Raw genomic sequence first — 23613 nt, forward strand, 5'->3', positions numbered from 1 at the left:
CCGTGACACGGGGGCGCGGCGAGGCCGGCGCGGACCGTCAGGGCGAAACGCCCCGGCGGAGGCTCCGGCGGGGACCGTGCCCGTCCCATCGGGATCCGAACCCGACCAAAGCATTGCTGTTCATGTGTTCGACCCGTCCGGGATCATGATCTTCATGCCTCACACCTCTCGAAGAAGACTTCTCGCCGTTCTCGCGGCCTCCGCCGCCTCCGTGCCGCTCGCCGGAGCGGCGGCGGCACCGGCCCGTGCCGCCGGAGCGGCCGTTCCCGTTGATCCGTTCGCGGGTCCGGCCGGCCTCTCCTCGGCCCGCTCCTCGGTGACTCTGCCGCCGTTGGACGCCTCCTACTTCAGCTCGGTGACACTCGGCGCCCCGCTCACCGCGACCGTGCTGGCGGGAACCCCGGTGCGCACCGAGATCACCTCCGGCGGCCGGCGCGTCGCGTTGCTGACCCATGGGGCGCGGACTGTCGTGGTGCCGGGGCCGCAGCGCAGGTTCGCGGAGAACAAGCGGCCCTTCGTGGACGACTTCCAGCGCACCCTGCCCGACCCTTCGCTCGACCCGGCGGACCGGGCCTACTGGGGTACGTCTCCCGGTGGCGGCAGTTGGTCGACGCTCGGGCCGGTGGACACCGACTACTCCGTCGTGCCGGGCGGTGGCGTCGTCAGTCTCACCACCGAGAACTACAGCCGGCACGCCAGCCTGCGAGACGACGAGATCACGGACGTCGATGCCCGCTGCACGGCACGGTTCGACAAGATACCCACCGGTCAGGCGTGTTCGTTCGGGCTGACGTTCGGCTACCAGAGCACGCACAGCAACTACCGGGCCCGGTTGTCGTTCCTGACGTCGGGCGCGGTCGAGCTGCGCGTCGAGAAGGAGGTCGACGACACGGTGACGCAGTTGGCCGCCACCCTCACCCTCTCCACGAGTGTGCCCGCGGGAACCGACTGGACGATCCGGGTGCGCCGGGAGGGCACCCGGATCCAGGCCAAGGCATGGCGGTCGGCGTCGGCCGAGCCGTCCGCGTGGGCCGTCGACGTCACCGACTCCACCTTCGCCAAGGGCCGCGTGGGCCTGCGCGCCCTGGCCAACAAGGGCTGTACGAACCTGCCGGTCGCCCTGTCCGTCAGCCGCTACGAGGTGGACGCCGCGAACTGGCAGACCCCGCCCACCGTCACGCACGGCGACTGGGTGCGGGTGCTGCCCGAGCCGTTCGACGGGACCTGGACGCCCCAGCTGGAGCAGACGATCCGCGGCTGGGCCGGCTCCACGGTCCCCGATGTCCTCGCGTATGCCGCCATGTTCCTCGCGGACGCTCCGGCCGTGACGGCCGGAGCCGGGCCTGCCCAGGGCAAACAGGTGCTGGGCGAGGCCGGTTACGGCTATCTCGACCCGCAGGGCTACCGCTACGAGGGCGCCGACTTCCACGAGTACATGAACGTGGGCTGGACCTTCCCCGACGGGACCTACACCGGGCCGAGCAGCAAGCAGGTCGGCAACCTCGACTGCTCGGGTTACACACGGATGGTCTACGGCTATCACATGGGGGTGCCACTGGCCGCGGGGGAGGACACGTCCGGGAACCGGATTCCGCGCAAGTCGCGGGACATCGCCGACCACGCGCCCGGGGTTCTCGTCGACCGCACCGACGGCACCGCCCCGCCCGTCGCGGCCTTGCTCCAGCCCGGCGATCTGGTGCTGTTCAACGCGGACTCGAGCGACGACGGCACGGGTTCCGGCACCGTGACCGTCGACCATGTCGGTATCTACCTGGGCCAGGACGCGGCCGGCAAGCGGCGTTTCCTCTCCAGCCGTAAGACGGTCGACGGGCCCACCATGTCCGACCTGGGCGGGGCGTCGCTGCTCGACGGCACGGGCACGTACGCGACGAAGCTGCACACCGTGCGCCGTATCTGAACCCGCTGCTCTGAACCCGCCGCCCGGAAGCGGTCGCGCGGTTCCCGGCGGAGCTCGGTAGACGTCCCGGAGATACCGGCGGGTGTGGATCCCGAAGCACGGGAAGGACCGCACCTGCCGGACTCCGTCGATCGGTCCGACGACGTCGACGAAGTCCAGGGGTCCTTCGGACCGGGGGTGACCACCTCGGCGAACAGGTGGGGGGACGAGCCGTCGCGCCGCGGTCAGCCCGTGGAATCCGTGGGGTCCGTGGGGTCCGTGAGCACCGGGAAGCGGCGCGGCGCGACGAACAGCAGGACCAGGAAGGCGAGGGCGGCGGCACCGGCGGCGCCCAGATAGACGGCGTGGACCGCGTCGGCGACCGCGTGGCGCAGCTGTCCGGCCGGCGCGCCCGAGTCCAGTGCCCGGGTCACCGCGTCGAGATCCCCGGCGCCGCCGAGCCGCGCGGTCAGCACTCCGTTGGCGACGGCGCCGAACAGGGCGGCGCCCAGGGTCTGTCCGGTCTGCCGGCAGAAGAGGACGGAGGCGGTGGTCGTCCCGCGCTCGGCCCACCCGACGGTGGACTGGACGCCGATGATCAGGGGGAGCTGGAAGAGCCCGAGCGCGCCGCCCAGCAGCAGCATCAGCAGGGCGGGCTGCCACGGCTCGCCCGGATAGGGCAGGAAGGGGAAGGCGAGCAGGAGCAGGCTCGCCGTGCCGATGCCGAGCATCGCGGTGTTGCGGAAGCCGATGCGGCGGTAGACGTGCTGACTGAGCGCGGCGGACACCGGCCAGCTCAACGTCCATACGGAGAGCACGAATCCGGCGGCGACCGGGGCGAGGCCGAGGACCGCCTGCGCGTAGGTGGGCAGGAAGACCGTCGGCGCGACCATGAGCAGGCCCAGCGCCCCGAGCGCCAGGTTGACCGCGGCGATCGTCCGGCGGCGCCACACCCAGCCCGGGATGATCGGTTCGGCGGCCCGCCGTTCGACGGCCACGACGACCGCGACCAGACAGAGGCCCGTGCCGAACAGGGTGATCGAGGGAGCCGAGAGCCAGTCCCAGGCGACACCGCCCTGCACCAGCGCGGTCAGCAGGACACCGCCGCAGGCGAACACCGCGAGGGCGCCCGCCCAGTCGATCCGGGGCCGACGGGCCGGCTGCGCCCGCTGCGGTTCGTGCAGATGACGGACGATCAGCCACAGGGCGAGGGCGCCGATCGGCAGGTTGACGAGGAAGATCCACCGCCAGTCGGCGTACGCCGCGAGGACTCCGCCCAGGGCGGGACCCGCGATGGCCGAAGTCGCCCACACGGTGGACAGCTTGGCCTGGATCTTCGGGCGTTCCCTGAGCGGGTACAGATCGGCGGCGAGTGTCTGCACGGTGCCCTGGAGGGCGCCGCCGCCCAGACCCTGCACGACGCGGAAGGCGATGAGCGCGGCCATGTTCCAGGCGGTGGCGCAGAGCAGTGAGCCGAGGAGGAAGACGGCGGCGCCCGCCACGAGGACCGGCTTGCGGCCGAAGGTGTCGGAGAGTTTGCCGTAGACGGGCAGCGTGACCGTGACGGCCAGCAGATAGCCCGAGAACAGCCAGGAGAAGACGGAGAATCCGCCGAGGTCGCCGACGATCTGCGGAACGGCGGTCGACACGATGGTGGAGTCGAGCGCGGCAAGAGCCATCGCCAGCATGAGCGCGGCGACGACGGCGCGCCGCCGCCGGGTCCCGGCGCGGGTCGTGCGGGGAGGGCGCTCCCGTACGACCGGTATCTCGGTGTCGCCCTTGCCCACGGGATTCCTTCCCCCTGCATCTATCGGCCGGGACCAGCTTCCCACTTGAGCCTCACGCCGGGGGAGGGTGGAGGCTGTGTGGGCCCGGGGGTGGAACCGACCCCGAGGAGTTGTCCACCGACGGGTGGAGGACCCCTAGGGGGATCTCCGTACCAGGGGTCGGGGAGGGTTCGTCCCGCCGGAGGACGAGACGGGGCCATGGGCGTCCTTAACCTGGCTTTACGCCGTCGAGGGCGCGTTCAGGTCGTACGGACCGCACCCACGGGGGTGGGGTTTTCCCCAGCAGAAGACGGGGTCGTGCACCAGCGCGGCCGACCCCCTCCCGGCACCAGACTTACGGACGTGGCCGGCGCACCGCCTCTCGGTGGCGCGGACCTCCGCGGCCGTCGCACCCGCTCGCAGACTTTCGCAGCCCAGCAGTTTCCCCTGCTGGCCGACTTAGGAGACATACCGTGACATCGGCTGTAAGCATTCCCAGGCACGAGGGCACTGGAGGGCGTACGGCCGTCGCCGCGCGGGCGCGGCAGGTCGTCAAGGCGTACGGGTCGGGGGAGACCCGAGTCGTCGCCCTCGACCATGTCGACGTGGACATCGCGCGGGGCCGGTTCACCGCGATCATGGGACCCTCGGGCTCCGGAAAATCCACTCTGATGCACTGCCTCGCCGGACTGGACACCGTCACCTCCGGCCAGATCTTCCTCGACGAGACCGAGATCACCGGGCTCAAGGACAAGAAGCTGACGCAGCTGCGCCGGGACCGGATCGGCTTCATCTTCCAGGCGTTCAACCTGCTGCCGACGCTGAACGCCCTGGAGAACATCACGCTCCCGATGGACATCGCGGGCCGCAAGCCCGACAAGCGCTGGCTGGACCAGGTCGTGGAGACCGTCGGGCTCGCGGACCGGCTCAAGCACCGCCCGAACCAGCTCTCCGGCGGCCAGCAGCAGCGTGTCGCGGTGGCGCGGGCGCTGGCGGCCCGCCCCGAGATCATCTTCGGCGACGAACCGACCGGAAACCTCGACTCCCGGGCCGGCGCCGAGGTCCTGGGCTTCCTGCGCCGCTCGGTGGACGATCTGGGCCAGACCATCGTGATGGTCACGCACGACCCGGTGGCGGCCTCGTACGCGGACCGCGTGCTGTATCTCGCGGACGGCAGGATCGTCGACGAGATGCACCAGCCGACGGCCGACCAGGTCCTGGACCGCATGAAGGACTTCGACTCCCGCGGGCGGACGTCATGACCGTCCTCAAGACCTCGATGCGCAACTTCTTCGCGCACAAGGGGCGCATGGCCCTGTCCGCCGTGGCGGTCCTGCTGTCGGTGGCCTTCGTCTGCGGCACGCTCGTGTTCACCGACACGATGAACACGACGTTCGACAAACTCTTCGCGGCCACCTCCTCCGATGTGACGGTGCTGCCGAAGGCCGCCAAGAGCGACGACACCCCGCAGAACGGCAAGCCCGAGTCGGTGCCGGCCTCCGTGCTGGCGCGGGCGAAGCAGACGGACGGTGTCAAGTCCGCCGAGGGCGCGGTCAATTCGATGAACGTGACCGTCGTCGACAGCCACAACAAGAACATGGGCTCCACCACCGGCGCCCCGACCATCGCCGGCAACTGGACGCGCAACGACCTCCGTTCCACGGAGATCACCTCCGGCCGCGCCCCGCGCGGACCCACCGAGGCGATGGTCGACGTCGACACCGCGGACAAGCACCATCTCAAGATGGGCGACGAGCTGCGCACCATCGCGGTCACCGGTGACTTCAAGGCCAGGATCGTCGGGATCGCCACCTTCAAGGTGACCAACCCCGGTGCAGCCGTCGTCTGGTTCGACACCGCCACCGCCCAGCGTGAACTGCTCGGCTCCACCGGCCGGTTCACCCAGATCAACGTCACCGCCGCGTCGGGCGTCTCCGACGCGCGCCTCAAGCAGAACGTCTCCGCCGCGCTCCACGGGTCGTACAAGATCCAGACGCAGAAGGAGAACGCCGACGAGAGCCGCAAGGGCGTCGGCCAGTTCATGAACGTCATCAAGTACGCCATGCTCGGCTTCGCCGGGATCGCGTTCCTGGTCGGCATCTTCCTGATCATCAACACCTTCTCGATGCTGGTCGCCCAGCGCACCCGCGAGATCGGTCTGATGCGCGCCATCGGCTCCTCCCGCAAGCAGGTCAACCGCTCGGTGCTGGTCGAGGCGCTGCTGCTCGGCTTCGTCGGCTCGGTCCTCGGCGTCGCCGCGGGCGTCGGCCTCGCGGTCGGCCTGATGAAACTCATGTCGTCCATGGGCATGGACCTCTCCACCCGTGACCTGACCGTCAAGGCGGCCACCCCGGTCATCGGCATGATCCTCGGCGTCGTCGTCACGGTCCTGGCCGCCTATCTGCCCGCCCGGCGCGCCGGGAAGGTCTCCCCGATGGCAGCCCTGCGTGACGCCGGCACCCCGGCGGACGGCAGGGCGGGTCTCGTCCGAGGTCTGATCGGTCTGGCCCTGACGGGTGCCGGAGCGTTCGCGCTCTACACGGCGGCCACCGCCGACAAGGCGAGCGACGGCTCACTGGTCCTCGGCGCGGGCATCGTCCTCACCCTGATCGGCTTCGTGATCGTCGGCCCGCTGCTGGCGGGCGGTGTGGTCCGGGTGATCAGCGCCGTGCTGCTGCGGATGTTCGGACCCGTAGGCCGGCTCGCCGAGCGCAACGCGCTGCGCAACCCGCGCCGCACCGGTGCCACCGGCGCGGCCCTGATGATCGGCCTGGCGCTGGTCGCCTGCCTGTCGGTGGTCGGCTCCTCCATGGTGGCCTCGGCGACCGACGAGCTCGACAAGTCGGTCGGCGCGGACTTCATCGTCCAGGGCCAGCAGCGGATCGTCCCGCAGGCCGAGCAGGCCATGGAGAAGACCCCGGGCCTGGAACACGTCACCCGCTACAAGGACATCGAGGCGAAGACGACCTCGCCGGACGGCAAGGTCGACGACTCCGGCATCACCGCCGCCGACCCGTCCTACGCCCAGGACCTGCGGCGCAAGACGACCGCCGGTGACCTGGCGGCCGCCTACGGCAAGAACGCCATGTCGGTGGGCTCCAAGTACGCCGAGAAGCACGGCGTGCGGGTCGGCGACACCCTGAGCGTCGCCTTCAAGGGCGGTGCCACGGCCAAGCTCAAGGTCGCGGCCATCACGGACGACGACGTCGCCATCGACCACGAGGTCCGGTACACGAGCATCGAGACGATGAAGAAGTACCTGCCCGCGAACAGGATCCCGCCGAACGAGATCATGTTCGCCAAGGCCGAGCCCGGCCAGGAGAAGCAGGCGTACGCGGCCCTGAAGAAGTCCATGGAGCCGTACCCGCAGTACCAGGTCCGCGACCAGACGGACTACAAGCAGGAACTGAAGGACCAGGTGGGCCAGCTCCTGAACATGGTCTACGGCCTGCTGGGTCTGGCGATCGTGGTGGCGATCCTCGGGGTGGTGAACACCCTTGCGCTGTCGGTCGTCGAGCGCACCCGCGAGATCGGCCTGATGCGCGCCATCGGGCTCTCCCGCCGCCAGCTGCGCCGCATGATCCGCCTGGAGTCGGTCGTCATCGCCCTCTTCGGCGCCCTCCTCGGCCTGGGCCTCGGGATGAGCTGGGGCGCCACCGCCCAGAAACTCCTCGCCCTGGAGGGCCTGAAGGTTCTGGAGATCCCCTGGCCGACCATCATCGGGGTCTTCATCGGCTCGGCCTTCGTGGGCCTGTTCGCCGCCCTGATCCCGGCGTTCCGGGCGGGCCGGATGAACGTACTGAACGCGATCGCCACCGACTAGCCACCGGCGGACGGTCGAACCGAGCCACCGCGTACGGGGGTTGCGGGGGACGGGCCCGGCCCCGAGGGAGTCACTTCCTCGGGACCGGGCCCACGGCGTGTCCGGGACCGTTCCCGGAGCGCGCAGTTCCGGTCGGCGGCGGGCCGCCGAAGGGCGGTGGAACGGCGCCGGGGACGCGGCAGACCGGCGACGGGCCGGGCCGCCGACGTGTGCGGCGGGCTGCGCAGCGGGCAGGGCCCCTCGGTGGACGGTCACGCGCGAGCGGGCGCGGAGTCGTAGGCTGGTTACCCCCGGCCCGTCCCACGTGTCGGGCGTCTCGCGTTGCCCACTCCCCGGGATGGAAGCCCTTCATGAGCCTGCACGGTCTGCTCGACGCCGTCGTCAAGGACGCCGCCCTCACAGAGGCGGTGAAGGCAGCCGCCGACGGCAACCGGATGCACATCGACCTGGTCGGCCCACCGGCGGCGCGCCCGTTCGCCGTCGCCGCGCTCGCCCGCGAGAGCGGCCGTACGGTGCTGGCGGTGACGGCCACGGGCCGTGAGGCCGAGGACCTGGCCGCGGCCCTGCGCACCCTGCTCCCGCCGGACGGCGTCGCGGAGTACCCGTCGTGGGAGACGCTGCCGCACGAGCGGCTCTCGCCCAGGTCGGACACCGTCGGACGGCGCCTCGCCGTCCTGCGGCGCCTTTCCCACCCACGCCCCGACGACCCCGAGACCGGTCCGGTGTCCGTCGTCGTGGCTCCCATCCGCTCGGTCCTTCAGCCGCAGGTCAAGGGCCTGGGCGACCTGGAGCCCGTCATCCTGCGCACCGGCCTGACGGCCGACCTGGGCGACACCGTCGCGGCGCTCGCGGCAGCCGCGTACTCCCGCGTCGAACTGGTCGAGAAGCGCGGCGAGTTCGCCGTCCGCGGCGGCATCCTGGACGTCTTCCCGCCCACCGAGGAGCACCCGCTGCGGGTGGAGTTCTGGGGCGACGACATCGAGGAGATCCGCTACTTCAAGATCGCGGACCAGCGCTCCCTGGAGGTCGCCGAACACGGCCTGTGGGCTCCGCCCTGCCGCGAACTGCTGCTCACCGAGGACGTGCGGGCGAGGGCCGCGGCCCTCGCCGAGGCGCACCCGGAGCTGGGCGAACTCCTCGGCAAGATCGCCGAGGGTATCGCCGTCGAGGGCATGGAATCGCTCGCCCCGGTCCTCGTCGACGACATGGAACTGCTGCTCGACGTCCTGCCCGAGGGCGCGATGACCGTCGTGTGCGATCCGGAGCGGGTACGGACGCGGGCCACGGACCTGGTGGCGACCTCGCAGGAATTCCTGCAGGCGTCCTGGGCGGCCACGGCCGGGGGCGGCGAGGCGCCCATCGACGTCGGCGCGGCCTCCCTGTGGTCCATCGCGGACGTACGGGACCGGGCCCGCGAGCTGGACATGATGTGGTGGTCGGTGTCGCCCTTCGCCGCCGACGGGGAGCTCACGGACGCCTTCGCCGGCGGGGTGGGGGACACCCTCAAGCTGGGCATGCACGCCCCCGAGACCTACCGCGGCGACACCGCCCGCGCGCTCGCCGACACCAAGGGCTGGCTGGCCGACGGCTGGCACACGGTCTACGTCACCGAGGCGCACGGCCCGGCGGCACGCACCGTCGAGGTGCTGGGCGGAGAGGGCATCGCCGCCCGTCTGGACACCGACCTCACCGGGATCGGTCCCTCCGTCGTGCACGTGGCGTGCGGCTCCATCGACTACGGCTTCGTCGATCCGGCGCTGCGGCTCGCCGTCCTGACGGAGACCGACCTCTCCGGCCAGAAGGCGGCCGGCAAGGACGGCGCCCGGATGCCGGCTCGCCGACGCAAGACGATCGACCCGCTGACCCTGGAGACCGGCGACTACATCGTCCACGAACAGCACGGTGTCGGCCGCTACATCGAGATGGTGCAGCGCACGGTCCAGACCGCGACCCGCGAGTACCTGGTCGTCGAGTACGCCCCCGCCAAGCGCGGCCAGCCCGGCGACCGCCTCTACATCCCCACCGACCAGCTGGAGCAGATCACCAAGTACGTCGGCGGCGAGGCCCCGACGATGCACCGCCTGGGCGGCGCCGACTGGACCAAGACCAAGGCGCGCGCCAAGAAGGCGGTCAAGGAGATCGCCGCGGACCTGATCAAGCTGTACTCGGCGCGGATGGCGGCCCCGGGCCACGCCTTCGGCGCCGACACGCCCTGGCAGCGCGAGCTGGAGGACGCCTTCCCGTACGCGGAGACGCCCGACCAGCTGACGACGATCGCCGAGGTCAAGGAGGACATGGAGAAGACGGTCCCGATGGACCGCCTGATCTGCGGCGACGTCGGCTACGGCAAGACGGAGATCGCCGTCCGTGCCGCGTTCAAGGCGGTGCAGGACGGCAAGCAGGTGGCGGTCCTGGTCCCCACGACCCTGCTGGTGCAGCAGCACTTCGGCACGTTCTCCGAGCGCTACTCGCAGTTCCCGGTGAACGTCCGCGCCCTGTCCCGCTTCCAGACGGACACCGAGGCCAAGGCAGTCCTGGAGGGGCTGCGCGAGGGCTCGGTGGACCTCGTCATCGGCACCCACCGCCTGTTCTCCGCCGAGACCAGGTTCAAGGACCTGGGCCTGGTCATCGTCGACGAGGAGCAGCGCTTCGGCGTCGAGCACAAGGAGCAGCTGAAGAAGCTCCGCGCCAACGTCGACGTCCTCACGATGTCCGCGACCCCCATTCCCCGTACGCTCGAAATGGCGGTGACGGGCATCCGCGAGATGTCCACGATCACCACTCCGCCGGAGGAGCGGCACCCGGTACTGACCTTCGTCGGCCCGTACGAGGAGAAGCAGATCGGCGCGGCGATCCGCCGTGAACTCCTGCGCGAGGGCCAGGTCTTCTACATCCACAACCGGGTCGAGTCCATCGACCGGGCGGCCGCCCGCCTCAGGGAGATCGTGCCGGAGGCGCGGATCGCCACGGCCCACGGACAGATGGGGGAGCAGGCCCTGGAGCAGGTGGTCGTCGACTTCTGGGAGAAGAGGTTCGACGTGCTGGTCTCCACGACGATCGTCGAGTCCGGCATCGACATCTCGAACGCGAACACGCTGATCGTGGAGCGCGGCGACAACTTCGGCCTGTCGCAGCTGCACCAGCTGCGCGGCCGGGTCGGCCGCGGCCGGGAACGCGGCTACGCCTACTTCCTGTATCCGCCGGAGAAGCCCCTCACGGAGACGGCCCACGAGCGGCTCGCGACGATCGCCCAGCACACCGAGATGGGTGCGGGCATGTACGTGGCGATGAAGGACCTGGAGATCCGCGGCGCGGGCAATCTGCTCGGCGGTGAACAGTCGGGCCACATCGCCGGCGTCGGCTTCGACCTGTACGTACGCATGGTGGGCGAGGCGGTCGCGGACTACCGCGCCTCCCTGGAGGGCGGTGTGGAGGAGGAGCCGCCGCTGGAGGTCAAGATCGAGCTGCCGGTCGACGCGCACGTCCCGCACGAGTACGCGCCGGGCGAGCGGCTGCGCCTCGCCGCGTACCGGTCCATCGCCTCCGCGAACACGGAGGAGGACGTCAAGGCTGTACGCGAGGAACTCGTCGACCGCTACGGCAAGCTCCCGGAGCCGGTCGAGAACCTGCTCCTCGTGGCGGGCCTGCGGATGCTCGCGCGCGCCTGCGGGGTCGGCGAGATCGTCCTCCAGGGCAACAACATCCGTTTCGCGCCCGTGGAGTTGAGGGAGTCCCAGGAGCTGCGCCTGACGCGCCTGTATCCGGGCACCGTCATCAAGCCGACCGCCCACCAGGTCCTCGTCCCCCGCCCGAAGACGGCGAAGGTCGGCGGAAGGCCGCTGGTGGGACGGGAGTTGCTCGGCTGGACCGGGGAGTTCCTGGCTTCGATCCTGGGGTCTTAGCGGTACCGCGCACAGCAAACGGGCCGCCGGAGACTCCGGCGGCCCGTTTGCTGTGCGCGGCACATGACCGGCTCCGTGTTCGGCTCAGGACCGGATCAGGCATCCGGCTCAGGATCGGATCAGGGCTGCTGGGGGCGGAACAGCATTCCCGTCAGGGCGTGGAAGACCTCGTCGGGGTCCTCGTCGCCCACCTGACCGTCCAGGTTGTGGCTGATCAGGAGCGTGGCGAAGCCGTGGGCGAGGGACCAGGCCGCGATGCCGGCGAGGCGGGTGTCGGGGCCGCGGCCCTCCGAGGGGAGCGCGGAGACGGCGGCGCGCAGCCGCACGCCCGCGAGCGTCCGGGCCGTCGTGAGCTCCAGGTCGTTCTCGCGGAGCAGCTCCGGGGAGAACATGACCTGGAAGTGGGCGGGATTCTCCCGCGCGAAACGTACGTAGCGCACGCCCGCGTCGCGCAGGTCGTCGGCGGCGTCCAGTGCGGTCGCCAGGAGCCCGAAACCCTCCGCCGCGATGGCTGTGAGCAGGCCGACGCGGTCCTTGAAGTGGTGTGCCGGGGCGGCGTGCGAGACGCCCGCGCGGCGGGCCAGATCGCGCAGGCTCACCGCGGAGGGCCCCTCGGCGGCGATGACGTCGAGAGCGGCGCCGAGGATGGCGCGGCGCAGGTCCCCGTGGTGATAGGGGCGCTCGGAGCCGCTGGTCTTCGCGGGATTCATGACAGAAGCGTACGCCGGATCTAGGCATTGCCAAGTTCGGCGGCCAGGGGAGGCCGGGGCGGTCGGGGGTGGCCTGGGGCGGCGGGGGTCGGCAAAGGTCGCTCGGGGGGAGGGGCTGCCCGGGGCGGGCCGGGATCGGCCGGGATCGGTGAGGGCGGCCGAGAGGAATCTAGTCGTTGACAAGTTTGGCCGGCTCGGGCAATCTTGTCAGTGTCAAGTTGTGGAGCGTGTCGATACGTGACGAGGGGTGGAGTCATGTCCGGGAACGTGAGCGGGACGAGTGGGGCGGGCGAGGCGGGGGTCGCGGAGGAAGGGGTGCCGGAGGAGGGCGCGGGCGTCGACCTCGGCCGGGTGCGCCAGCTCTGGCATCTGCTGGAGCCCCTGCACGCCGTGCTGTACTACGCGCCGGAGGCCTTCGAGGAGGCGTCGGCGCTCGGATACGGGATCGAGGAGCGCTGGCCGAGCTACTTCCCCTACCGTGCGGCGCCGTTGGGGGCTGTCGGCAGTCGGCGAGCGGCCTCCGCCTTCTACAGTTTCAGCCCGCGCATGGTGGACGAGCACATCAAGTCGGCCTGGCGGACAGCGAGTCCGGAGCAGGTGCTTGCCGCGCGGGAGCGGGCCGTCGACCGGGCGTACCGCGCGATACTCGGCGACAGCGTCACCGGTCCCGAGCTCGCCGAAGCCGCCGCGCTGGCCCGCCGCGCCGCCGAGGCCGCGAACACCGCGGGGCGCCAACTCGCTGCGGCAAACGCCGAGTTGACCTGGCCCGAGGCGCCGCACCTCCAGCTGTGGCATGCGGCGACGATCCTGCGCGAGCACCGCGGCGACGGCCACCTCGCGGCCCTGCTCGTCGCCGGCCTCGACCCGGTCGAGTCGCTGGTCTCGTTCGCTGCGATAGGGGCGGCCTCCGTGGAGCGGTTCGAGAGTCGGGGCTGGAGCCCCGAGGAGTGGACCGCGGCCAGGGACCGTCTGATCGTCCGGGGTCTTGTGGACAAGGACGGCATCGCCACGGACGCCGGCCGTGAGCTGCGCCGCCAGGTCGAGCACCACACCGACCGCCTCGCCGCCGATCCCTGGCGGTCACTCGGCCCGGACGCCGTCACCCGCCTCGCCGACCTGCTCGGAGAGTTCTGGGTGGCGGTGCTGAGCTCCGGACTGCTGCCGTCGGAGACGACGCTGGGGATCGGAAAGGTCTGAAGCCCGCGACGGCGACCGGTACCTACCGGCAGGCGTAACGGTGCGGGGAAGGTGCGTCGGTCGGGAAGGGGTGTCAGCCGGGTAGGCGCGTCGGTCGGGAAGGTGCGTCGGCCGGGGAAGGCGCATCAGGGGAGGCGTGCCGGCCGGGAAGGTGCGTCGGTCGGGGAGGCGCGTCGGTCCAGAGGCGACGGTGTGGGGGCGACGGCGTGGGGTTCGGTCGCATCGGAACGACCCCGGCCCCACCCGGCGGGGGCGCCGCGATGGGGCTGGAAGGGGAAATGGTTCTCGAATCGCTCCGGCTACGACTGTCCTGGCCGGTCACGGTTGCGGTCCATACCCATCGCGCCTTCGGCCTTCTGTTGCGCGTCGTCGACCTTGTCCGTGTACTTGTCGCCGGTCTTCTTGTTGACCTGCTTCTCGGCGGCATCGGACATGTCCGCTGCTTTGTCCTGTGCCGCCCGGTTGCTCTTGAACCTGTCGAAGATGCCCATCCAGAGCTCCTTCCGGGGTGACTCACGATCGACGATACGCCCGGCGTGCGCCCATTGCCCATCGATGCCCGGTATGGCCGAGGAATGGTGGCCGTTACCGTGGGCAGACGGGAATCACGTCCGATCTGGGCGGACCCGGGGAGGCGAAGGGGAGGGCGTTGTGCTGCGTCTGAGGGGTGCGGCGGCGGCTGCCGCGTTGGTGGTGTTCGTCATCGGTGCCGGAGTCAGCGGCTGCAAGAAGGACGCCCTGGGTTCGGCGGAACCGCAGGAGACGGCGACCGGCGGCGGTGGCGCCGCTTACGCCGCCGTGGACTCGCTGGCCGTCAAGGGGCGCGCGCCCAAGACCGGGTACAGCAGGGAGCGGTTCGGTACGGCCTGGGCCGACACCGACGCGAATTCGTGCGACACCCGTGACGACATCCTCAAGCGGGACCTGAAAGAGGTGAAGTTCAGCGACGGCAGGTGCAGGGTGTCCCGCGGGGTCCTCGAACCCGATCCGTACGGCGGCGAGGACGTCACCTTCGTGCGCGGGCGCAGCCTGGTCGACATCGACCACCTCGTCGCGCTCTCGGACGCCTGGCAGACCGGCGCGAAGTACTGGGACGCGAGCAAGCGAATAGCGCTGGCCAACGATCCGCTCAATCTCCGTGCCGTCGGCGCGAGCGCCAACCGCAGCAAGGGCGACGGCGACACGGCGACCTGGCTCCCGCCCAACAAGGCGTACCGCTGCACATATGTCGCCGCGCAGGTGGCGGTGAAGAAGAAGTACGGACTGTGGGTCACCGGCGCCGAGAAGGCGGCCATGAAGAAGGTCCTGGGCGGATGCCCCGGCCAGAAACTTCCCGCGGGCGGCAATCCGACCGAGGCGCCGAAGAGGTTCCACGCGAATTGATGTGAAGGGGCGTCGGTTTGCCGGAGACAGGCCCATGACCGCCCCCTTCGTCCCGCGGCGGGACGGAAACGGAAGGGGCGGGCCGCCACCCGCCCCCTTGCGGCCGTCAGGCGGCCGGGTTGACCACCACCTCGGCCGAGTTGTTCGTGGTGTCCGGGTCGAAGGCCAGGTACGTGCCGCCGGAGTACGACCGTGCGACGACGCGTCCCGTCGGGGACGACCCGGTCGATGCGCAGCTGGAACGGGAAGCAGGCATCCAGGTCGGGCGTGGTCCAGGTCGGCAGGGTGCAGACGTAGTGGACGGCGTTCGGGGCGTCGCCCGGTGTCGTGGCGGTTCGGCAGGTGCGGGGCACGGACGTGGCGGTGGTGCCTTCCGGGAGATAGAAGTCGATCGCGACGAGCGGGTCGCCGGAGGTGACGTCGCCGACCAGGCCGGGCCGTTGTTGACGAAGTGGAAGGCGGTGGTGACGGTGTCACCGGCCGCGCCGCTCACCTTGGTGCCCTTCACGCTGAAGTCGGCTGTGTTGTCGGCGTTGATATGCCACGAGCGGCTGTTGTCCGAGCTGTCGAGGTCGGTGGCGTCGTCGGCGGGCTCGACGCCGTAGTCGAACCGCTCGTACAGCGCGTGGCCGGTGACGGCGAGCCGCAACGGCTCCGGCAGTTCCACGGTGGCGCCGGGCGGGACGTCGGTGTCGAAGGAGCAGGCCACGTACGTGAACCTGCTGTTGTCCGGTCCGGTGTAGGTGCACTGCGGTTGACATGCTCCTCGCTCTGAAGGGCGAGGATTCCGGCCTTCCTTGACTGGTTGCTGTGCCGCTACGCGGCACGGTTCCCGGTCGGGATTCCGTGGCTTCCTGTTTCTTCGCGCTGTGCCGGGATTGCTCCTGGTCTTACCGGCGCTCCGCAGGCCGTTGCCGCCAGTCCGGCGGCCGTCTTCACGTTGATCGCGGCGTTGTGGTCCCGGTCATGGGTGGTGTCGCAGGTGGCGCAGGTCCATTCCCGGACGTTGAGGGGTTTGGGTCCGTCCACGGTGCCGCAGGTGGAGCAGGTCTGGGAGGTCGGTGTGAACCGGCCGATCCTGACCAGGGTGCGTCCGTACCGTTCTGCTTTGTACTCCAGCATGCCGATGAACGATGCCCAGCCCGCGTCATGGACACTCTTGGCCAGCCTGGTACGCGCCAGTCCCTTGACCGCCAGGTCCTCCACGGCGATCGCTTGGTTGTCGCGGATCAGCTTGGTGGAGAGCTGGTGGTGGAACTCGCGGCGCGCGTCGGCGACCTTGGCGTGGGCGCGGGCGATCTTCAGGCGGGCCTTGGCGCGGTTGTTGCTTCCCTTCTGTTTGCGGGACAGCTCCCGCTGGGTCTTCTTCAGTTTCTTCTCCGCGCGGCGCAGGAAGCGCGGGGAGTCGATCTTCGTGCCGTCGGAGAGGACCGCGAAGTGGGTGAGGCCGAGGTCGATGCCGATGGCCTGATCGGTGTCGGGCATCCGGGCGGCATCGACGGCCTGGTCGGTATCGATGACGAAGGAGGCGAAGTACCGTCCGGCCGCGTCCTTGACCACGGTGACCGATGAGGGCTGTCCGGGCAGGGTGCGGGACCACTTCACCTTTACCGCGCCGATCTTCGGCAGGTTCAGCCGCCCGCCGCCGGTGATGTTCCAGCGGGCGTTGGCGGTGAACCGGATCGACTGACGGCTGTCTTTAAGGGACTTGAAGCGTGGTGCTCCTGCCTTCGGTCCCTTGCGGGTGCCTTTGAGGGAGGCGAAGAAGTTGCGGTAGGCAGCCTCGGCATCCCGCAGGGACTGCTGGAGCACCACTGCGGAGACCTCGCCCAGCCAGGACCGCTCGGGTGTCCGCTTGGCCTGGGTGATCAGGCGTGTGGACAGCTGGCCGGCCGTCGGGAACGGCTGCTGGGCCTTGCGGGCGTCCTCACGGGCGCGGACCGCGTCGTTGAACACGACACGGGCGCACCCGAATGCCCTGGCCAGCGCGGTCTGCTGAGCGGCATCGGGGTACAGCCTGAAGGCGTACCGGAGCTGCATGACGATCACCCTAGGTAAGTCGAACCCACATCGTCACCGGGAACATGTGAGCGACCCGTCACCGGTATGAAGCAGGGTCCGGCTCCGCCGGAACGCCACTGCGACGCTCCGCGTCGCGAACACAGGATCCGCTTCACCCCCGGTTTGAAGGCCGGAGCACTGCGAATGATCACCGGTAGCGGTTCGGCACGTCTCCGGTGTCGCACGGTGACGGTGCCGGAGTCGTCCGGTGTGCAGTTGTCGGGCCAGGCCACCTCGGCGACCCCGGTGAGCCCGGAGACGTCGACGGTCAGCCGCCCCTCGGTCACGGTGGTCTCGCGGTTGTAGTGGATCAGACCGATGGCCGGCGACCGGTACTGCGCCGTACCGCCCTCAGGAGCGGCGGTGACCGTCGCGTCCTGTGGTGCCTGGAGTCCCAGCCCGTCGCTCTGCGCCGCACTGTCGGTGAAGGCGACCCCACTCCCGAGCCCGGCGAGGACCGACGCCCCCACGGCTCCGGCACATAGCCCGCGACGCAGTACACGACCGACGGAGAGAGAATTCATTGCATCCCCCAGATGGGCAGAGGTGACCCCGGCGAAGTGATCATTTCCGGACGTCAGTTGGGCTCTCTGGTGAGGTGGAAGGTTGCGGAGGAGAGGGGTGGGGCGTGAGTTTTTCCGTCCCCTCGCTCTCAGCCGAGTCCGGCTGCGACTGATTCGTACCGGGCGGCCTGCTTCGGGGTGAGGTAGCGGGAGACGCGTACGAGTGCCGAGCCGTGGACGTAGTCGTACTCGGTGAAGGCCGGGGAGGACTTGGCGATGCCGCGGATGTACTCCGCGCGCGCCCTGGCGTCTGACGCGTCGGCGAACGCCTCGACGGCTCTGCCGCGCTCGACGACGCCGGGGTCCGCGCCGGTTACCTGGGAGGCCTGCACCCAACTGTCCGAGAACGTGACCTTGGACGTGTACTCGCCCGGGCGGCCGAGGAGGTGGTTCGGATCGTTCTCCGCGATGACGGTTCCTGTCAGGGCCGCCGTCCCGACCTGTGCGGACATGGTCCGGAACGCGGTGCTCGCGGTGGGCCGGGCGTCCGTGCGCGTGCTCGTCCTCGCCGGTTCGTGTGCGTCGGCCCGGGAGGTCGGGTGCGGCAGGACGGCGGAACCGGCAAGACTCCCGTGCCGGTGAGTTGGGGTGTCGGGCACCTCACCCGGTGGCACAGGAGCCTCGTCCGTTGCCGGCCCGGCCGGCGTCAACTGATCGAGGGCCGCCCGAAAAGACGTCGGTGAGCCGTGGGATGTGCTCAGGGCTGTCGGCGCCTGCGGGCCGTGGTGAACAGGACCGTGCCGACACCCGCGGTGAGGACGCCCGTCGTTCCGGCGATCCACGGGGTAGCTCCCGCTCCCGTGCTCGCCATGGATCCGGTCTGCCCGGAGGTGGACGATGTGTCGTGTGCACCCCAGGCGGACCCGGACCCGCCGCCGGAACCCGAGCCGGACGAGCCGCCCGCCGTTCCTCCGGAAGAGCCGTTTCCGCCGCCGGAGCCACCGGTGCCACCCGTCGAGCCCGGTACCTTCACGGTGATGGCGGCGGTGTCGTTCCTCGTGTTGCTGTCACTTTCGCGCAGCACCTCCAGCGACACCTTGCCGGGCTTGAGGGCCGACACCTTGTCGACGCGCAGGCCGAAGGACCACACGAGACGCTCGCCGGAACCGACCCACCAGTCGTTGCTCTCACCTCTGCAGGAGTAGACGCGGCCACCGGGCCCCTTCTTGCCGCCGTTTTCCGTCCAGCACCGCTCCGGAACTTTCACCGCGGTCGTGCCCGGGGGAATCGTGACCGTCGTCTCGACCGAGGGATCTTCGAGGGGCTCACCGCCCGTCCAGGTGGGCACGCCGCCGGGACCGTTGTTGCGGTACCCGACCTGCACCGTGACCACGTCACCCGGTCGTCCCTCCGCCGAGGCGCCGAGGGCTTCGGCGTCCGCCGTGGTGTCGACCGTGTAGCCCCCTCCGCGACTGGTGATCTGCGGCTCCCCCTGGGGTGCGCTGTCCGGGCGCGGCACGAGCTTCAGCTCGGGGCCCCCGCCGGGGTGGACGTCGGTCATCTCCTTCAACTGGTCCGCGCCGCCCAGCCGGCTGTACCACACCATGCGGCGCGCGTCGTCGTCGATCCTGAGCGGGCCCGGGGACACGTCGAAGGAGTCACCCACCTCGATCGTGTTGTCGAAGTGACAGACCGCCGCCGGGAACGCCAGGTCGGTGAGCTGCCCACTCGGATCGTCGTCCATGTGGATGGGCAGCTTGCCGTACTTGCAGTTGCTGAACTCCTGCTTGAACGAGCCGTGCGACGCATACATGGAGAAGTCGGTGCCCTTGAGCGTGTTCGCGCCGAAGTAGGTGAAGCCCGCCCCGGGATGCACCTCGACTTCGGGCTTCACCTTGCCCTTCACCGCTCCCGTCGCGACGTCCTGGACGAACCCCTTGTCCTTGATGTCGACCTTCCACACCCGTTCGGTGATCGCGGCTCCGTCGGCCTGTCCGCTGACCCGGATCTCGCCGGTGGTCCCGCCCCGCGCACCCTTCAGGCTCCGCACCCGGAAGCCGCCGAGCCGGGTCGTTCTGCCGGGTGCGGGAGCGTCCTTGCCCTGGCAGACCAGGACGCCCTCGGTCTTCTTCGCGCATCCGGAGAAGGGGGCGGCGACGTCCATGAATTTGCCGAGCGAGCTGTAGTCGACGGTGAGCGTGTACGACGTGATCCTCGTCGTACCCGTGTTGGCCAGCGTCACGTAATTCACCGAGTTCGGGTCCATGTCCGTATAGGGCATGGCCTCCAGGGTGTAGCCGCCGTAACCCGCGGCGGCGACCTCCAGTCCCGACCCGGCGGCGACGGCACGCTCGGACGGCACACCCACAGTCGCGGCGGCCACCGCCAGCACCCCGGCCGCGGCCCACACTCCTCGCGGCACCTGGCTCACCCTCATGGAACCCTTCCCAAGGCCAAGAAATACGCGCCGTGAACAACGCGATAACAATGACCTTCCAGACAGGGCGAGGCGTCGAAAGGTTGTACGGGCTTCGAGCTGCAGCGACGCGGGCCGAGGCCGCGGAGCGATTGGCCGGTGAGGTCGGGCAGGGCGGATCCGGTCAGCCGATCATGAGCAGCATCCTTGACAGCGTGCGGAGTTCGTCGTCCGGGTGGTCATTGCCCGAGAAGGGTGAGTCGGGGAGCAGGCGCTTCGGGGAGGAGACGTAGGAGCGGAGGGCGGGGTGGAGCTCCTTCGGGGAACGGCCCGTCGTGGCGAGGGCCTTGAGGGCACTGATGCCGACCGGGCTGGGGCCGACCAGGCCGGCGAGGACGGGGACCGCGCGGTCGGGGGATCCGGTGATCCAGTGGTGGGCCTCGGCGGCCGCCTTGCGAGTCCAGTCGTAGCCGGCTTCCAGCAGGGGCTCGATGAGAGGGAGCAGCGGAGCGGCGGCGCTGCCCATCGGCTCCAGGCCGCTCAGGTACCAGTGGGTCTGGCCCTTGGACGAGAGCAGTTCCTCGTAGGTGCGAAGCGCCGCAGCGGGGTCATCGGTCAACCGGTGGTGGGCCACGGCCGCCGCGGCCCTCAGCGAGAGGTCGCTGCTCTGTGTGGCGTCGAGCAGCAGGTCGGTGATCTCCGGCGTGCGTACGCCGATGGAGCCCAGTTGGCGGGCGGCGACGATGGCCGCGCGACGGGTCCTCAGGCAGTCGATCAGTTCGGGCCGGGTGGCGACGGCCGCGGCGGTGCCGAACGGGGTCAGGGCCTGGACCAGGGCGATGCCGTCGTTCCCGGTGGCGCCCGCGGCCAGCTCGTGGCGGATCACGGGGATCAGCCGGTCGGCCGCCTCCGGGAAGTGCCGGGCCGCCGCTTCGACCAGCCGGGCGGTGGGGCGCTTGAGTACCAGCCACAAGGCGCGGGGATCGCGGGAGTTCACCAGGGCGAGGAGTGCCGGTTCGGCGGTCTCGTCGTCGGCGCCGGCGTACCGGTGGAGCGTGTCCCGGAGGTCGGCTTCCGGGTCGGGCAGGTGGCCGATCCAGTGGCCGATCGTGCGGAGCAGGGCGGCGGGTTTGTCCTGGTGGGGCAGTGCGGCCAGCGACAGGTCCAGGACCTCGCACTCGCGGTCGCGCCACTTCTCGGCTATCCCCCCGGCCAGCCACGAACCGCGTGAGCCGATGTCCCCCGCCGCGATCCAGCGGGCGGCCACGGTGAGGGCGACGTCCGGCTCCTGGGCGAGCAGTTCGGTGAGCCGCTGCTCCTGGGTGGTGGTGTCCGACCACGGGAAGTCGTCCTCCCCGGGGTCCGGTTCGGCGCCGTCCTCGGCGAAGACCTCCACGAGCTCGGGCGCGTACGGCGGCCCGGACCGTTCGGCGGCCAGCTGGGCCGCGGCGAGCCTCACCTCGGGCAGCGGGCTGTCCAGGGGTTCCAGCACCCGGCCGAAACGGTTCAGGACGACCAGCGCGTCCGCCCGTACGGCCGGGACGGGATCGTCGGCGTAGAGCGCGTCGACCTGCTCGACGGCCAGAGCCCGCAACTCGTCCGGGAGCAGGTCGGCCACGGCCGCGACCGTCCGCAGCACCGCGCGGCGCACCCCGCGCTCGGGGTCCCCGAGACACGGCAGCAGCTCCGGGAGCACCTCGCAGAGTTCCGCGCAGATCGCGGCGATGTCGCTGCCGGGCCAGTGCGGTGATTCGACGAAGTCGGGGCTGTGATCGGCGAGGACGGCGAGCAGCATCAGCAGGTCCTCGCGCTTGCGCCGCGCGTGCAGCACGGCGTGGGCGAGGAAGGGGACGGCGGGGGCCGAGGCCTGGTAGATCGTGCCCTGGTGGTGGATGTTGCCGTAGAGCTCGTAGACCGCCTCGTCGGCGGCTTCCTCGTCGTCCTCGTAGAGCGCCCTGATCAGCTCGGGTACGTCCTCGGCGGGGCCGTAGGCGTGGGCCAGGTCGGACCACCGGACGTCGTCCAGCTCGGCCGGAGATCTCATGCGCACGCTCCTCGACTGATCAGGTGCGCCGACCATATCCACCGCCTCTGACAACGGTGTGGTGGAAGGAATCCGGCGACGGAACTCCTCCGGTTCGGAGCTGTTCCGTCGCCGGGCCGGTGGCCGACCCGCCCTCATCTCAGTGAGTCGCGGGACGTGTTCAGGACTGTCGGCGCCTGCGGGCCGTGGTGAACAGGACCGTGCCGAGGCCCGCGGCGAGGACGCCCGCCGCCCCGGCGATCCACGGAGTACCACCGGTGCCGCCCGTCGTGCCCGGTACCTTCACGGTGATGGCGGCGGTGTCGTTCTTCGGGTTGCTGTCATGCTCCGAGAGCACCTTCAGCGAGACCCTGCCGGGCTTGAGGGCGGATGCCTTGTCGATGCGCAGGCCGAAGGACCACACGAGGCGCTCTTTGGGGTCGACCCACCAGTCGTTGACCTTGTTCGTGCAGCTGTAGCTGTGGACGTCGGGATGCCTGCCGTCGTCGAACGACCGGCACTCTCTCGGCACCTTCACCGCGGTCGTGCCCGGGGGAACGATGAACGTCGTCCTCACTGAAAGCTCTTCGAGGGGCTCGCTGCCGTTCCAGGTGGTCATTCCGCCGGGACCGTTGTTGCGGTACCCGACGTCCACCGTGACCACGTCACCCGGCCGTCCCTTTGCCGAGGCGCCGAGGGCTTCGATGTCCGCCGTGTTGTCGACCTCGTAGCTCACTCCGAGACCGGAATCCTGCGGCTCCCCCTGGGGTGCGCTGTCCGGGCGCGGCACGAGCTTCAGTTCCGGGCCCTTGCCGGGGTGGACGTCGGTCAGCTTCTCCCGGTCGACCACGGGGTTCCTGGTGCCCAGTTGGGCGTGCCAGGACGCGCCGCGTGCGTCTTTGTTGATCTTGAGCGGGCCCGGGGGCACGTCGAAGGAGTCGCCTGCCTCGATCGTGTTGTCGAAGTGACAGATCGCCGCCGGGAACGTCAAGTCGGTGAGCTGCCCGTTGCCGTACACGTACTCCGGCATCGTGCCGTAGTCGCAGTTGCTGTACTCCTGCTCGAACGACGCGCCCCCGGCATGCATGGAGAACTCGGTGCCCTTGAGCGTGCTCGTGCCGAGGTAGGTGAAGCCTGCGCCGGGACGCACCTCGGCTCCGGGCTTCACCTTGCCCTTCACCTCTCCCGTCGCCCGGTCCTGGACGAACCCCTTGTCCAGGATGTCGACCTTCCACACCCGCTCGGTGATCGCGGCTCCGTCGGCCTGTCCGCTGACCCGGATCTCGCCGGTGGTCCCGCCCCGCGCACCCTTCAGGCTCTGCAGCTGGAAGTTGGTGAACCGGGTCGTCCCGCCGGGGGCGGGAGCGTCGTTGCCGTGACAGACCAGGACGCCCTCGGTCTTCTTCTTGCATCCGGGGAAGGGAGCGGTGACGTCCACGACTTTGCCGAGCGAGCTGTAGTCGACGGTGAGTGTGTAGGACGTGATGTCCGTCGTACCCGTGTTGGTCAGCGTCATGGAACCGCCCGAGGTCAGGTCGTAGTTCGCATAGGGATCGACCTCCAGGGTGTAGTCGCCGGAACCCGAGGCGACCTCCAGCCCCGCCCCGACAGCGACCGCGCGCTCGGACGGCACACCCACCGCCGCCGCGGCCACCGCCAGCACCCCGGCCGCGGCCCACACCCCTCGAGGCACCTGTCTCACCCTCATGGAACCCCTCCCAAGACCAAAAACACGTGCCATGAACAGCGCGAGAACAATGACCTTCCAGACAGGGCGAGGCATCGAAAGGTTGTACGGCTTCGACCTTCAACGGTGCGGGCCGGTGCCTGCGTCGGCTGCGTGGATCGCCGAGGAGAGACGGACTGTCCGCCGCCAGTACGACACACCTCCGGCGGAGCGTGTGTCGCAAGGGCACCCCGGAGCTCTTGCAC

The 23613-nt window shown here is 70.3% G+C and carries 16 protein-coding genes; 6 read left to right on the top strand and 10 right to left on the bottom strand.

Going from position 1 to position 23613, the window contains the following annotated elements:
* Window positions 1-154: 154 nt before the first annotated feature.
* Complete coding sequence (locus N4G66_RS11720; RefSeq protein WP_261703967.1) at window positions 155-1918, top strand: C40 family peptidase; 1764 nt, start codon at window positions 155-157, stop codon at window positions 1916-1918.
* 224 nt (window positions 1919-2142) lie between these two features.
* Here the strand turns inward: N4G66_RS11720 and N4G66_RS11725 are convergent, their stop codons facing one another.
* On the bottom strand, window positions 2143-3684 hold the full coding sequence (locus tag N4G66_RS11725; RefSeq protein ID WP_391858797.1) for an MFS transporter: 1542 nt from the start codon (window positions 3682-3684) through the stop codon (window positions 2143-2145).
* A gap of 452 nt (window positions 3685-4136) precedes the next feature.
* Here N4G66_RS11725 and N4G66_RS11730 point away from each other — a divergent pair, with 452 nt between their 5' ends.
* The 3 genes from N4G66_RS11730 (at window position 4137) to mfd (ending at window position 11388) form a co-directional block, all read left to right on the top strand.
* The gene (locus N4G66_RS11730) at window positions 4137-4925 is read left to right on the top strand and encodes an ABC transporter ATP-binding protein (protein WP_261703968.1); all 789 of its coding nucleotides are present in this window, start codon (window positions 4137-4139) and stop codon (window positions 4923-4925) included.
* Entirely contained in the window at window positions 4922-7486 is a 2565-nt protein-coding gene (locus N4G66_RS11735) for an ABC transporter permease (protein WP_261703969.1), read from the top strand. Before N4G66_RS11730 ends, N4G66_RS11735 begins: the two co-directional genes overlap by 4 nt.
* Window positions 7487-7836: 350 nt before the next feature.
* Entirely contained in the window at window positions 7837-11388 is a 3552-nt protein-coding gene (mfd, locus tag N4G66_RS11740) for a transcription-repair coupling factor (RefSeq protein WP_261703970.1), read from the top strand.
* A 119-nt stretch (window positions 11389-11507) separates the two neighbouring features.
* On the opposite strand, the gene N4G66_RS11745 is transcribed toward mfd, so the two are convergent.
* Window positions 11508-12098 carry a TetR/AcrR family transcriptional regulator gene (locus N4G66_RS11745; protein WP_261703971.1) on the bottom strand — a complete coding sequence of 197 codons (591 nt, stop codon included), beginning with the start codon at window positions 12096-12098 and terminating at the stop codon, window positions 11508-11510.
* A 255-nt stretch (window positions 12099-12353) separates the two neighbouring features.
* Here N4G66_RS11745 and N4G66_RS11750 point away from each other — a divergent pair, with 255 nt between their 5' ends.
* On the top strand, window positions 12354-13295 hold the full coding sequence (locus N4G66_RS11750) for an SCO6745 family protein (RefSeq protein ID WP_261703972.1): 942 nt from the start codon (window positions 12354-12356) through the stop codon (window positions 13293-13295).
* Window positions 13296-13594: 299 nt separating this feature from the next.
* Here the strand turns inward: N4G66_RS11750 and N4G66_RS11755 are convergent, their stop codons facing one another.
* Window positions 13595-13786 carry an antitoxin gene (locus N4G66_RS11755; RefSeq protein ID WP_261703973.1) on the bottom strand — a complete coding sequence of 64 codons (192 nt, stop codon included), beginning with the start codon at window positions 13784-13786 and terminating at the stop codon, window positions 13595-13597.
* A 160-nt stretch (window positions 13787-13946) separates the two neighbouring features.
* Between N4G66_RS11755 and N4G66_RS11760 the strand changes: the two genes are divergently transcribed.
* Window positions 13947-14678 carry an HNH endonuclease family protein gene (locus N4G66_RS11760; RefSeq protein WP_261703974.1) on the top strand — a complete coding sequence of 244 codons (732 nt, stop codon included), beginning with the start codon at window positions 13947-13949 and terminating at the stop codon, window positions 14676-14678.
* Window positions 14679-14784: 106 nt separating this feature from the next.
* On the opposite strand, the gene N4G66_RS11765 is transcribed toward N4G66_RS11760, so the two are convergent.
* The 7 genes from N4G66_RS11765 to N4G66_RS11795 form a co-directional block, all read right to left on the bottom strand.
* Window positions 14785-15387 (bottom strand): hypothetical protein, encoded by a 603-nt coding sequence (locus tag N4G66_RS11765; RefSeq protein ID WP_261703975.1) that lies wholly within the window; start codon window positions 15385-15387, stop codon window positions 14785-14787.
* A gap of 107 nt (window positions 15388-15494) precedes the next feature.
* On the bottom strand, window positions 15495-16718 hold the full coding sequence (locus N4G66_RS11770) for an RNA-guided endonuclease InsQ/TnpB family protein (protein ID WP_261703976.1): 1224 nt from the start codon (window positions 16716-16718) through the stop codon (window positions 15495-15497).
* Window positions 16719-16723: 5 nt separating this feature from the next.
* A complete protein-coding gene (locus N4G66_RS11775; RefSeq protein ID WP_261703977.1) occupies window positions 16724-17209 on the bottom strand; it encodes a hypothetical protein in 486 nt (161 codons plus the stop codon).
* 182 nt (window positions 17210-17391) lie between these two features.
* On the bottom strand, window positions 17392-17754 hold the full coding sequence (locus N4G66_RS11780) for a hypothetical protein (RefSeq protein ID WP_261703978.1): 363 nt from the start codon (window positions 17752-17754) through the stop codon (window positions 17392-17394).
* A gap of 245 nt (window positions 17755-17999) precedes the next feature.
* Entirely contained in the window at window positions 18000-19679 is a 1680-nt protein-coding gene (locus N4G66_RS11785) for a hypothetical protein (protein WP_261703979.1), read from the bottom strand.
* Window positions 19680-19842: 163 nt separating this feature from the next.
* Window positions 19843-21702 (bottom strand): hypothetical protein, encoded by a 1860-nt coding sequence (locus N4G66_RS11790; protein WP_261703980.1) that lies wholly within the window; start codon window positions 21700-21702, stop codon window positions 19843-19845.
* Between the two features lie 160 nt (window positions 21703-21862).
* Entirely contained in the window at window positions 21863-23374 is a 1512-nt protein-coding gene (locus N4G66_RS11795) for a hypothetical protein (RefSeq protein WP_261703981.1), read from the bottom strand.
* Window positions 23375-23613: the final 239 nt, after the last annotated feature.

The sequence above is a fragment of the Streptomyces rhizosphaerihabitans genome (assembly GCF_025399795.1).
Lineage (GTDB): Bacteria > Actinomycetota > Actinomycetes > Streptomycetales > Streptomycetaceae > Streptomyces > Streptomyces rhizosphaerihabitans.